Origin of the sequence: Azospirillum endophyticum (assembly GCF_016595245.1) — a bacterium.
In the GTDB taxonomy this organism is placed as follows: Bacteria; Pseudomonadota; Alphaproteobacteria; order Azospirillales; family Azospirillaceae; genus Azospirillum; species Azospirillum endophyticum.
Genome location: NZ_JAENHM010000073.1, coordinates 522,406 through 534,699, shown reverse-complemented (window position 1 = coordinate 534,699; position 12,294 = coordinate 522,406). Strand labels below are relative to the sequence as shown.

The 12,294-nt window shown below is 67.6% G+C and carries 13 protein-coding genes; 6 read left to right on the top strand and 7 right to left on the bottom strand.

What is annotated here, in order from left to right:
- Positions 1-11: 11 nt before the first annotated feature.
- The 6 genes from flhB to flgB are packed head-to-tail and all read right to left on the bottom strand — an operon-like array spanning position 12 to position 3,499.
- Positions 12-1,088 (bottom strand): flagellar biosynthesis protein FlhB, encoded by a 1,077-nt coding sequence (gene flhB / locus JHL17_RS29430; RefSeq protein WP_200198177.1) that lies wholly within the window; start codon positions 1,086-1,088, stop codon positions 12-14.
- 13 nt (positions 1,089-1,101) lie between these two features.
- Positions 1,102-1,872: a flagellar biosynthetic protein FliR gene (gene fliR / locus JHL17_RS29425; RefSeq protein WP_200198176.1), complete on the bottom strand. Its 771-nt coding sequence runs from the start codon at positions 1,870-1,872 to the stop codon at positions 1,102-1,104.
- The gene (locus tag JHL17_RS29420; RefSeq protein ID WP_200198175.1) at positions 1,869-2,228 is read right to left on the bottom strand and encodes a flagellar biosynthetic protein FliQ; all 360 of its coding nucleotides are present in this window, start codon (positions 2,226-2,228) and stop codon (positions 1,869-1,871) included. Before JHL17_RS29420 ends, fliR begins: the two co-directional genes overlap by 4 nt.
- A 42-nt stretch (positions 2,229-2,270) precedes the next feature.
- A complete protein-coding gene (gene fliE, locus JHL17_RS29415) occupies positions 2,271-2,570 on the bottom strand; it encodes a flagellar hook-basal body complex protein FliE (protein WP_200198174.1) in 300 nt (99 codons plus the stop codon).
- Between the two features lie 59 nt (positions 2,571-2,629).
- Positions 2,630-3,040, bottom strand: coding sequence for a flagellar basal body rod protein FlgC (flgC, locus tag JHL17_RS29410; protein ID WP_200198173.1), 411 nt, complete (start codon positions 3,038-3,040; stop codon positions 2,630-2,632).
- A gap of 54 nt (positions 3,041-3,094) precedes the next feature.
- On the bottom strand, positions 3,095-3,499 hold the full coding sequence (flgB, locus tag JHL17_RS29405; protein WP_200198172.1) for a flagellar basal body rod protein FlgB: 405 nt from the start codon (positions 3,497-3,499) through the stop codon (positions 3,095-3,097).
- 221 nt (positions 3,500-3,720) lie between these two features.
- On the opposite strand from flgB, the gene JHL17_RS29400 reads away from it, so the two are divergent.
- The 6 genes from JHL17_RS29400 (at position 3,721) to JHL17_RS29375 (ending at position 8,544) form a co-directional block, all read left to right on the top strand.
- Positions 3,721-4,092 (top strand): EscU/YscU/HrcU family type III secretion system export apparatus switch protein, encoded by a 372-nt coding sequence (locus JHL17_RS29400; RefSeq protein WP_200198171.1) that lies wholly within the window; start codon positions 3,721-3,723, stop codon positions 4,090-4,092.
- Positions 4,089-4,514 carry a hypothetical protein gene (locus JHL17_RS29395; RefSeq protein WP_200198170.1) on the top strand — a complete coding sequence of 142 codons (426 nt, stop codon included), beginning with the start codon at positions 4,089-4,091 and terminating at the stop codon, positions 4,512-4,514. The genes JHL17_RS29400 and JHL17_RS29395 overlap by 4 nt, the downstream gene beginning before the upstream one ends.
- A gap of 21 nt (positions 4,515-4,535) precedes the next feature.
- Positions 4,536-4,883: a FliO/MopB family protein gene (locus JHL17_RS29390; protein WP_200198169.1), complete on the top strand. Its 348-nt coding sequence runs from the start codon at positions 4,536-4,538 to the stop codon at positions 4,881-4,883.
- Positions 4,883-5,683: a flagellar type III secretion system pore protein FliP gene (gene fliP, locus JHL17_RS29385; RefSeq protein ID WP_247893882.1), complete on the top strand. Its 801-nt coding sequence runs from the start codon at positions 4,883-4,885 to the stop codon at positions 5,681-5,683. Before JHL17_RS29390 ends, fliP begins: the two co-directional genes overlap by 1 nt.
- A 258-nt stretch (positions 5,684-5,941) precedes the next feature.
- On the top strand, positions 5,942-7,840 hold the full coding sequence (locus JHL17_RS29380) for a potassium transporter Kup (RefSeq protein ID WP_200198168.1): 1,899 nt from the start codon (positions 5,942-5,944) through the stop codon (positions 7,838-7,840).
- A 158-nt stretch (positions 7,841-7,998) separates the two neighbouring features.
- Positions 7,999-8,544, top strand: a complete 546-nt coding sequence (locus JHL17_RS29375; protein ID WP_200198167.1) for a fasciclin domain-containing protein — start codon at positions 7,999-8,001, stop codon at positions 8,542-8,544.
- 72 nt (positions 8,545-8,616) lie between these two features.
- On the opposite strand, the gene JHL17_RS29370 is transcribed toward JHL17_RS29375, so the two are convergent.
- Positions 8,617-12,294 (bottom strand): tetratricopeptide repeat protein, encoded by a 3,678-nt coding sequence (locus tag JHL17_RS29370; protein ID WP_200198166.1) that lies wholly within the window; start codon positions 12,292-12,294, stop codon positions 8,617-8,619.

Below are 12,294 nucleotides of genomic sequence, written 5' to 3'. Positions count from 1 at the left end.
ACGAGGCCGGATCAGTTGCGCAACGACCGCCCTTTGAGCTTGAAGACATAGGTGATGACTTCGGCGACCGCCCGATAATGCTCGGAAGGAACTTCCTCGTCGATATCGCAAGCGGCATAGAGCGCACGGGCAAGTGGCGGGTTTTCTATGACCGGTACATTGTTCGATTCGGCGATCTCGCGGATCTTGAAGGCGACCTGGTCGACGCCCTTGGCCAGAACCATCGGCGCGCCCATCTGGTTCGGGTCGTATTTCAGCGCGACGGCGAAGTGGGTCGGGTTGGTGACCACCACGTCGGCGTTCGGCACCGCGGCCATCATGCGCTTGCGCGCCCGCTCGAAGCGGATCTGCCGGATGCGGCCCTTGACGACGGGATCGCCTTCCTGCTGCTTGTGCTCGTCCTTCACCTCCTGCTTGGTCATCTTCATCTTCTTGTCGAACTGCTGCTTCTGCCACAGGAAGTCGCCGGCTGCGATGAAGGTGAGGACCACCAGGACCCAGATCAGCAGGCGGTGGGCCAGCCCGTCCACCTGCTGGAGCATGGAGACGATGTCGATGCCGATATAAGCCTCGATGCCGCCGAACATCGGCGTCAGCGCCATGTAGGCGACGCCGCCGACCACCGCCAGCTTGGCGATGCTCTTCAGCAGCTCCACCCCCTGGTTGGCCTTGAACATGTTCATCAGGCCGGGCAGCGGGTTCAGCTTGCCGAACTTGGGCGAGATCAGCTCCCAGGAAACGTGGAACCCCGTCTGTCCGATGGTCGACAGCACGCCGGCCACCACGAACAGCAGGATGGGCAGCCACAGCGCCCACATGACGTCGCCCATCACCCGGAACAGCAGCGCGCCGACCCCGGCACGGTCGAAGGTGAAGCTGTCCAGATTCTCGAAATAATAGTTCAGGCGGAAGACCAGGCCTTTCATCGTTCCGGGCAGGATCGAGACCAGCACCACCAGCATCGCCGCGACCATCAACCAGTTCGCGGCCTCGCGGGTCATCGCGAACTGGCCCTGCTTGTGGGCCTCGTCGAGCTTCTTGGATGTCGGGTCCTCTGTTTTGGAGGACTCGTCCGCGTCTTCCGACACCAGCGTTCCCCTTCTACAGCGGCTTCAGGAATTCGATGAAGGTCGATTCGAAGCGCGACAGCCAGAACAGCATCATCGCCCCCAGCGTCAGCGCGAACATGAACAGGCCCAGCAGGACCTGCACCGAGGTGAACAGCTGGAACACCTGCACCTGCGGCGCCAGCTTGTTCAACAGACCCAGCGCCAGCGCGAACAGGATGCCGGTGATCAGGAAGGGGGCCGACATCTGCACCCCCATCATGAAGCTCCTCGACACCAGCTGCCCGACGACGTTCGCCATGTCGTCGACCGGGATCGCCGCCCCCGGCACGAAGGTGGCGTAGCTGTCGACCACCGCCATGATCAGCAGATGATGCAGGTCGGTGACGAACAGCAGAAGCAGCCCCAGCCAGCCCATCAGCGAACCGGGCAGCGATCCCGAGGTCGCCAGCGCCGGGTTGAAGATCTGCGCGTTGGCCAGACCGCTCTGCAGGCTGATGATGGTGCCGGCCACCTCCAGCGCGCCCATCAGCAGCCGGGCGATGGTGCCCATGAAGATGCCGACCGTCATCTCGCCGGCGGCCAGCACCATCAGCTGGAACGGGTTGCCGGGCATCGGCGGCAGCATCGTCCGGACCGTCGGCGCCACCAGCACGCTGACGGCCAGCGCGAACAGCAGCCGTGCGCGCGTGGGAACGAAGGCGTCGCCGATGGTCGGCATCACGCTGAAGGCGGTACCGACCCGCAGGAAGACCAACATCCAGACGAAGATCTGCTCGCCAAGAAGCTGCTGCAGCACGCTCATTGGCCAGCCGCGGCGGCGGTCGGCGCCGAGGGCGGCGTCACGCCGCTGCCGGGGGTGAAGGGTGCGCCGCCATTGTCGGAGGCGCCGACGCCGATGGCGACGATGCGGTCGGCGACCTCATGTTCGAAGAACTCGGTCAGCTTGCCCAGCATGAAGGGCATCAGCAGGATGCTGAGGCCGAAGACCAGCAGAACCTTCGGCACCATGGCGAGGGTCTGCTCGCTGATCTGGGTGACCGCCTGGAAGATCGAGATGACGGTGCCGACCGCCATCATGATGACCAGAATGGGACCGCAGACCATCACCAGCGTGACGATGGAGGTGCGGCACAGCGCGATGACTTCGGTCTCGTTCATGGCGACGTTGTCAGGAAAATCGATGCTTCGACGTGGATGCCATCACATCGGCATGCGCAGGATTTCCTGGTAGGCGTTCAGCACCTTGTCGCGCACGGCGGTGACCGTCTGCAGCGTCACCTCGGCGTTGGTCACGGCCTGGACCACGTCGTTCAGGTCCGCCTTGCCGACGGTGGCCAGGGCCGACATGTCCTCGCTCTTCTTCAGGGTGCCGATGCTCTCCTTGGCCGCCTGTTCCAGCACGTCGCCAAAGGAGACACCGTCGCGCGCGGCCATGCCGGGGCCGGTCGTCTTGGCGGCGGTGGCGGCGTAGGCCGAGGCGGCGTTCAAAGGATTGATCATGGCGGTGGTTCCGGTCGGTCAGGATGGATTGCGGCGGGACGGGCGCAAGCAGGCAGAAATCAGGCGCGCAGGATGTCGATGGTGCGGGTCAGCATCTGGCGGGCGGTGTCGATGGCCGACAGGTTGGCTTCATAGCTGCGCTGGGCTTCGCGCATGTCCATCGCCTCGACCACCGTGTTGACGTTGGGCAGCAGGACATAGCCGTCGGCATCGGCCGACGGGTGGGAGGGATCGAAGCGGCGCTGGAAGTCGCTCTTGTCCACATCGACCTTGCCGACGCGGACCTTGTCGACGTCCATCGCCCGGTCCAGCTCGTTCTTGAAGATGACCGTCTTGCGGCGATAGGGCAGATCGCCCGGCGTTTCCGCGGTGGTGTTGGCGTTCGCCAGATTCTCCGAAATCACCTTCAGGCGCGTGCCCTGCGCCTTCATGCCGGAAGCGGAAACCGCCATCGACTTGTAGAGATCCATCGCACCGCCTCCTCAAAAACCCGCCGGCGGCTGAAGACCGCCGGTTTGCCGCACTCAACTGCCCGAACGGATCGCCGACTTGATCATCGCCACCTGCTTTTTGTACAGGTTGGTGATGGTCTGGTAATCCATCGAATTCTGGCTCATCCGCATCATCTGGTCTTCCAGGACGACGTTGTTGCCGTCCGGCGCCGTCTCGTACGGATCGCGCACCTTCTGCTCCTGGGCCATGCCGCCCGGACCGCGGGTGCCGGCCAGATGGGACGGGCTGGTCGCCACCGGGGTCAGCCGCCGGCTGTCGCCCAAGGCGTCGCGGAAGCTGAAGGCCTTCAGGTCGCGGCCCTTGTATTCCGGCGTGTCGGCGTTGGCGATGTTCTGCGAAATGACTTCCTGGCGCTGGGTCAGCCAGTCCATCTTGCGCGACATCAGTTTGAAGATGCCGAGATTTCCGAGGTCCATGGCCCTGATCCCGCCGATTCCGCCGAACGCCGCCCAAGCGAGGCCGCCGAGGCGAGACCGGCCGAACCGGGCATCGCCACAGCCTCCGATGGTCGCCCGTTTGCGTTAACGAAGGATGAATCATCCCGGACGCGACTCGGCCGGGACCCCCGCCTTTACAATTCGTTAAGGCTACCGGTCCAGGATGCGGCCCAGGAAGGACCCTTCGATAAGGCCGCCTGTTGCCCGCCCAGCCCCGTTCCCCCGCCTCGCCGCCCGACGGCAAGACGAAGACCCCTGCCGGTCGCCCCGCCGCCCGCCGCCCGGTCGCGGTCGCGCTGAAGTACGAATTGGGCACGCAGACGCTGCCGAGGATCGTCGCCACCGGCAAGGGCACGGTGGCGGAGCAGATCCTGGAATTGGCCTTCGCCAACGGCGTGAAGGTGCGCGAGGATGCCGATCTCGTCGAGATCCTGTCCGCCATCGAGATCGACAGCGACATTCCCGTCGAGGCCATCGCCGCGGTCGCCGAAGTCCTGGCCCACGTCTACCGTGCCAACGGCACGCTGCCGCCGGACCCGCACGCCGAAGATTCCATGGAGGACATGCCATGACCCGTCCGCCATCCGCTCCTCTTTCTCCCGTCCTTTCCCAAGAAGGGACCGACTCGGCCGCCCGCCTCGCGGAACGGGCGGTTGCGCTGGGCGCGACGCTCGACGATGCGCGCGCACAGGCGGAAGCCGGCGTCCTGATCGACCTCGCCGGGCTGGAGGATCGCGTCGCCCGTCTCTGCCTCGCGGCGGAAACCTTGCCGCGGGGAGAGGCGCGGACCCTGCTCGGCCCGCTCGGCGACCTCGTCGCCGCGCTCGGCCCGCTGGCGGCAGCCTTGACCGAACACCAGGTCCGGCGGGAGGAAACCATCGCCGCCGCATTGGCCGGCCGCGACGACCCGCACACCGCCCGCCAGCGCGCCGCCGCCGCCTATGGGCGCGCCGGTACGCCGGGCGGTCCGGGTCTTCCCGACGATACGCCCTGACACAGAAAGCCCGCCTTTTCCATGGATCTCGACCAGTATATCCGATTCCTGATGGCGCTCGTCTTCGTGGTGGCGCTGATCATGGTCGTCGCCTGGGTGATGCGCCGCGTCGGCATGGCCGGGGGCACGGTGCGCGGACGCGCCCGCCAGCGCCGGCTGAGCGTGGTGGAGGCGCTGCCGATCGACGCCAAGCGGCGGCTGATCCTGGTCCGCCGCGACGACCGCGAGCATCTGATCCTGCTGAGCGCCAACGGCGACCTGCTGGTGGACAGCGCCCCGGCCGCGGGCTTCGACACGGCTCTCGCCAGGAACGCGGATACGTTCGCCGCAAGGCCGGCCGATGCCGCGCCGGCCGGGAGCCCGCAGTGATGACGGCGGCCATGCTCCGCCGTCTGCGATCCGGCCGACCGTCCTGCTGGAAGCCGGCCGCCGCCGGGCTGGCGCTGGCGCTCGCCGTCGGCGTGGCGCTGGGGCTGAGCGCCGGGCCGGCACTGGCGCAGAGCCTGACCTTCGACCTCGGCGACGCCGGCGGCACCGCCACCGGCCGCATCGTCCAGACCATCGGCCTGATCACGGTGCTGTCGCTGGCGCCGTCGATCCTGATCATGATGACGGCCTTCACCCGCATCGTCATCGTACTGTCCTTCCTGCGCAACGCGCTGGGCGTGCAGCAGGTGCCGCCGACCACGGTGATGATGTCGCTGGCCCTGTTCCTGACCTTCTTCGTGATGGCGCCGGTGTTCGAGCGCAGCTACACCCAGGGCATCCAGCCGCTGATGAACCAGGAAATCGACGAGATGGAGGCGTTCCGCCGCACGGTGGCACCCTTGCGCGATTTCATGCTGCACCACACCAGCGAGAAGGACCTCCGGCTGTTCATGGACATGGCCCGCCTCCCCTCCGTGCCGGAGGGGAACGACATGCCGCTGCACGTCCTGGTGCCGGCCTTCATGATCTCGGAGATCAAGCGCGGGTTCGAGATCGGGTTCCTGCTGTTCCTGCCCTTCCTCATCATCGACATGGTGGTGTCGTCGATCCTGATGTCGATGGGCATGATGATGCTGCCGCCGACCATGGTCGCCATCCCGTTCAAGATCATCTTCTTCGTGCTGGTCGACGGGTGGTACCTGATCGCCGGGTCCCTGGCCCGCAGCTTCGGAACGCTCTGAGGCCGCCGCGGGGCGGCGCCCTGCGCACTTCGTCGCATCGTTCAGGCCCGGGATTGCCGGCGCAAGCCCGCTCTGGCGTCGGACGCCGTAAACGCGTATGAGGAAGGACGATGCGCGTCGGCGGGACGACCGGCAGGACTGCCGGCCCGCCGGATCGTTCCGACCGGTCACGACCACCGAAGGGGGCGGCGGGCCGGAACGAAGCCGCAGCAACGGGCGCCATCGAACGACGGACCAACTTCGGACCGCAACCACTTCATGACTGACACCGCTTTGAAGGCTGCGCCGCCCGATACCGGCAAGCTCGCGACGCTGACCCTGGGCGCGCTCGGCGTCGTTTTCGGCGACATCGGCACCAGCCCGCTCTACACGCTGCGCGAATGCTTCGGCGGCGAGCATGGGCTGGCACTGACGCCTGAGAACGTCCTGGGCATCATGTCCCTGGTGTTCTGGGCCCTGGTGATGGTCGTCACCGTGAAATACGTGGGCTTCGTGATGCGGGCCGACAACAAGGGCGAGGGCGGCATCCTCTCCCTCCTGGCGCTGGCGTCGAAGACGCGGCCGGACGCGTCGGGCCGGCTGACGGTGCTGACGGCGCTCGGGCTGTTCGGCGCCTCGCTGTTCTACGGCGACGGCATGATCACCCCGGCGATGTCCGTCCTGTCGGCGGTCGAGGGGCTGGAGGTGGCGGAGCCGGCGCTCGAATCGGCGGTGGTGCCGCTGACCGTCGCCATCCTGATCGCCCTGTTCGCGATCCAGAGCCACGGCACCTCGCGCGTCGGCGCCTTGTTCGGGCCGATCATGCTGGCCTGGTTCTCCACGCTCGGCATCCTCGGACTGGTCGAGGTGGTCCAGCAGCCGGGCGTGCTGGTCGCCTTCAACCCGCTCTACGCCCTATCCTTCTTCATCGAGCATGGCATCGCCGGTTTCCTCGTGCTGGGCGCGGTCGTGCTGGCGGTGACCGGCGGCGAGGCGCTCTATGCCGACATGGGCCATTTCGGCCGCCGCCCGATCCAGGTCGCATGGCTGGCCGTGGTGCTGCCGGCGCTCCTGCTGAACTATCTGGGCCAATGCGCGCTTCTGCTGAACGATCCGACGGCGGTGCGCAGCCCCTTCTACCTGCTGGCACCGGACTGGGGCCTCTATCCGCTGATCGGCCTGTCGACGGCCGCCACCGTCATCGCCAGCCAGGCGGTGATCTCCGGTGTCTTCTCCCTGACCCGGCAGGCGGTGCAGCTGGGCCTTTGCCCGCGCCTCGACATCCGCCACACCTCCAACGAAGAGGAGGGGCAGATCTACATCCCCCGCGCCAACTGGGGCCTGCTGGCCGCGGTGCTGGGGCTGGTGCTGGTCTTCCAATCCTCCACCCGGCTGGCGGCGGCCTACGGCATCGCGGTGACCGGCGACATGATCATCACCACCACCCTGTTCCTGGTGGTGGCGCGGCGGCGCTGGAACTGGAGCCTGCCGCTCTGCCTCGCCGTCGGGGCGGTCTTCCTGACCGTGGAGATTTCCTTCTTCGCCGCCAACGCGGTGAAGATCCCCCATGGCGGCTGGGTGCCGCTGGTGATCGCCGTCATCACGCTCAGCCTGATGGCGACCTGGCGCCGCGGCCGCGCCGTGCTGACCAAGCGGCTGGCCGAGGAGTCGCTGCCGCTCGACGCCTTCATCAAGCGCCAGGCGAAATCCGCCGACATCCATCGGGTGAAGGGCACCGCGGTCTTCATGACCTCCAGTTCCAACACCGTGCCGATCGCGCTGCTGCACAACCTGAAGCACAATCAGGTTCTGCACGAGCGCGTCGTCTTCGTCACCGTGGTGGTGGAGGATGTGCCGCGCGTCCCCGCCAAGGACCGCGTGGTGGTGGAGGGCCTGGCCGAGGGCTTCTACCGCATCACCGTGCGCTATGGCTTCTCGCAGGAACCGAACATTCCCAAGGCCCTGCGGCTGTGCAAGGCCTTCGGGCTGGAGTTCGACGTGATGGCGACCTCCTTCTTCCTGGGCCGCGAGACGCTGATCCCGCAGATGAACTCGCAGATGGCGCTGTGGCGGGAGAAGCTGTTCGTCGTGATGTCCCGCACCTCGGTCAGCGCTACCGACTTCTTCAAGCTGCCGCCGAACCGCGTGGTGGAATTGGGAACCCAGGTTCAGCTTTAGCCGGCAGGAAGGGGATCGAAATCCTCGAAGGACTACCTCTTCCGCGATCGAAGAAATCGGCATCGCGCGTGGAAATCTCGGTGATCTGATCAAAAGACGCCCCCGTAACGGTGATGTGTCCGCGAGAAAGCGGACCTTCACCGACAAGAGGGAATGCTATGAAGAAGGTTGCCACCGTGGCGATCGCCACCCTTCTTTTTGCCGGTTGCGCCAATGCGACCATGGAAAAGATGGTCGGCGGCGCGCCGATGTACTCCAGCAAGACCATCGTGGAAAACGCGTCCCAGTCCAAGGACCACACCACGCTGGTCGCCGCCGTGAAGGCTGCCGGGCTGGTCGACACGCTGAACGGCAAGGGCCCCTTCACCGTCTTCGCCCCGACCAACGAGGCCTTTGCAGCATTGCCCGCCGGCACCGTCGATACCCTGCTGAAGCCGGAGAACAAGGGCCAGCTGACCAAGGTGCTGACCTATCACGTCGTTCCCGGAAAGCTGACCGCCAAGGACATCGTCGCGGACATCAAGAAGGGCAACGGCAAGGCGATGCTGAAGACGGTGGAGGGGATGCCGCTGACCTTCACCCAGTCCGGCGACGCCGTCATGGTCGCCGATGCCTCCGGCACCACGGCCCGCGTCACCATCGCCGACGTCGAGCAGTCCAACGGCGTCGTCCACGTCATCGACAAGGTTCTGCTGCCGAAGTGACGGCGCGGAGCGGGCGGCGGGGCACCGCGATGGGCCCCCGCAAGGCGTCCCGCCGCCTTCAGGAGGATCGCGTCAGGAGGTCGGCTTTTCCGCCGGCTGCTTGCCGCCGCGATATTCCTTCAGAAACTTCTTGAACATATCCACTTCCGCGACGCGGGAGCGGATGGTGCCGACGTCGATCAGGCCCATGGCCTGTTCCGGGCGGGTGAGGATGCGGAAGGCGTCCTCGTTCGGCCCGCCCTTCATCGGCCCTTCGAAGTCCTTCTTCAGCAGGTTCAGCCCGTTGCCATCGCCGGCCAGCGCCAGCGCGACGGCCCGGTTGAGCACCAGCTGCGACATGTTGGGGTCGAGCGGCTTGCCCGGCGCCGGCGCCGGCCCGATCACCTTGTTCAGCGCCAGCGCCGCGGCATCCCATTTCTGCCCCTTCCACGCGATGTCGACGCGCAGCAGGTTGGCGTTGCTGCTGTCGTCCTGGGCCAGGAGCTGCATCGCCTCGTCGCCGCGGTTCAGCTCCGCCAGCGCCTTGGCCTGCATCAGCCGCCGCTCCGCCGCCAGATCGGCTGGCAGCCCGGCGACGTTGGACAGCTCCAGCGCCTTCAACGCGTCTTCCGGCTTGTTGTCGAGCAGGCGCACCGACGCCAGCCGCGTGCCGACCCGCGCCTTGTCCAGCCCGGACAGGCGGTATTCCACCTGATGCTGCAGCAGGTCGGCGGCGCGGTTCAGCAGGTCGATGGAGATCAACCGTTCCGCCAGCTGCCGGATGATCTCGTCGCCGGCCTCGCCCACCGGAGTCAGCTCGCGGAACTGGTCGTAGAGCTGCATGGCATCGAGCGTCGGCAGGCGCTGCGCCCCGTCCTTGAACAGGTCGGCGAAGATGCGCGACATCTCCTTGGTGATCGCCTCGGCCCGCGGCGTGTCGGCGACCAGTGCCGCCGTTTCCTTCATCGTGTTGAAGCCCTTGGCATATTCGCCGCCGGCGATCAGCACTTCGCCCATGCGCGAGCGGATCTGCATCTCCAGGTCATCGCCGCGCCAGGTGAAGGTCAGGCCGGCCAGCTGCTCCGCCGCGGCGGTCGGCGACATCTTGCCTTCCGACAGCTCCAGATTGGTCAGGGCCAGCCCGGCCTTGGCCCGGTAGAGCCGGTCGTAGCTGTTGTAGGCGGCGGTCAACTGCTCCCGCGCCTGGTCGATCTCGCCGGTCTGGGCATAGAGCAGGCCGCGCAGATATTGCGTCTGCGGATTTTCCTCCTGATCCGGGCTGCCATGTTCGATCACCCGGTCGAACAGCCGCTTGGCGGTGGCGGTGTCGCGCGTCTCCAGCGCCGCCTCCGCCGCCCGCAGGCCGAGCTTCCCGAGCATCGGGTCCGGATAGCTGTTCAGGATCGATCCCGACGCCTTGAAGCCGGCCATCGCCTTGGGCCAGTCGCGGCGGTCGGCGGCGATCGCGGCGCGCCACAAATTGGCTTCCGGATTGCCGGCCAGGGTAGGCACCGACAGGTCGGCCTCCGCACCGTCCTGATCGCCGGTCAGGACGCGGGCGGCGCCGCGCAGCGCGCGGAATTCCGGCCAGCCCTCCAGGTCGGGCTGGTTCTGCTGCAGCACGTCCAGCAGGCCGAGCGTCTCCTGTCCGAACCCGTTGGCGAAATAGAAGCGCGCGAGGTCGAGCTGGGCCTTGGGCCGCTCGGATTCCGGCGCATTGACGACGGCGAGTTGAAGGTCCTGACGGGCTTCGGTGAAATGGTCGAGGTCACCGTGCTTCCAGGCCGGCAGGTTGAACAGGCGGCGACCCTGCGCCGCAGGGGGTTGGGAGGCTGCCGGGGCCTTCGGCGGCTCCATGGCGGCGGACGCGCCGCCGGCCGGGGGCTGGGCCGAAACGGGCGCGGCGGCCAGTTGCGGCGGAACCGGCTGCGGGGCGGGCATGGAAGCAGGAGGCGGCACCGCCACCGGATTGCCGGCATCGGCGGCCGGCGAGATGTGCAGGCCGCCGGCAGTGGTCAGCTCCACCCCCTCCTTGATCGCCCGCACCGTCACATTGTCGGAGATCGGCCTCACCACCACCCCCTGGTAGGACGGCATGACCTCCAGATCCGGATAGCGGTGGGGTTCGGGTATGCCCTGCCCCGGGCTGGGCAGCGGAACAACCTGGATGCGATCGCCGACGTCGGGATCGGCGAATTGAACGATGTTGGCCGCATCGGGGGCGCGCACCAGCAGCCGGGCGCCGAGCAGGAAGTCGGGGTCCGGCTCGACCCGGAGGTCGCCGGCGCTGGCCATGTTAGCGGGACGGGCGGAAGACAGGATGCGCCATGTGGTGCCCTGCCGCTCCACCGTCGGCCACACCATCGGGCCGATCTTGGTGCGGAACACGCTGCCGCCGGTCGCCGGCACCGGCTCCACCGCGCCCATCAGCTCGGCACCGGGACCGCTGAGCTTGCCGGCGCCGATGGGCATCGGCCGGTCGAACACGACATAGAGCTGGCCTGCCCGCGGATAGACGGCGATGGAAGCCGGACCGCCGGTATCGAAGGTCAGCACCGGCCCCTTCGGACCAGCCGCCGGCTGGGCCTTCGCATCGGCCGGCGGCACGGAGGCCGCCTTGGCCTCGGCAGGGGAAGAGGCCGCGGTTCCGGCCATTTTCGGGGGGGCGGCATTCGCCGCCGCCGGTGCTGCGGCATTCGCCGTCGTCGGTGCTGCGGCATTCGCCGTCGTCGGTGCTGCGGCATTCGCCGTCGTCGGTGCTGCGGCATTCGCCGCGATGGCCGAACGGCCGGAGGTCGCGGACGCCATCGTCGGGGCATCCTTGCCACCGTCCCTGACGGCTTCCTTCGCCGGTGCCGGCCGGCTGGTTCCCTGGCCGCCCTGCCCCGCATCGGTTCCCTGGGACCCGGACACGGGCTGGCCCGCGGCAGGCGGAGCCGCCTCGTCTCGGGGCAGGCCGGCGCGGGATCCGGGATTGCCGACGGCGAGCACCATCGACTTGCCCGACGCGCTGTCGGTCACCTCCGCATCCTGTGGAACGGCGAGGGTGACGGCCAGCGAGCCGTCGGGCTGGCGGTAGGACTCGATGTTCCGGATGTTGCGCAACGGCGTCTTGGCGAGAGGCACAAGATCGGCGGTGCCGCCCTTATCGAAGGCGACCGTCACCGCGGCACCGTCGCGCGTGACCTTGTAGCCGACCGGCGACGCCCAATCGAAGGTCAGGCGGCTCTGGTCAGGCTGGTCGGCACCCTGCACCCGCAGCCGACCGGAGGAGGGCACCGGCCTCGCCGCTTCGGCCTTCACCATGTCGGGTTTCGCCGCTTCGGCTTTGGCGGCCTCCGGCTTGACGTTCTCCGCCTTCGCCGCGGGCGATAGGTCGATGGCGACGGCGTTGCCGTTGCGGAAGCTCTTGAGCGAGACGGGGCGCTTCAGGTCGAACGAGACGGTCTTGCCGTCCGCCTCCACCCGGCCGTCGGCCAGATAGTCGGGCAGCGCCCGCACCAGCCGGTCCAGCGGAGCGTCGATGGGTTCGGTGAAGGCGACGACCAGCCGGTCGCCGTCGACCGACGCGGTGTAATCGACCTTGCCCGGCCAATCGAAGACCAGCCGGCCGAAATCCTTGTGGGTGCCGCCGCGCACCGGCACGCTGGCCGCCTCGGCCGCAGCGACGAGGAGACCGGGAGACAGCAGGGTCGGCACGGCGAGCAGCGCCACCGCGGCGGCACAGCCGCGCAGCCAGCGCTTCCTTCGGTAAGCCGACCGGTCCGTCAC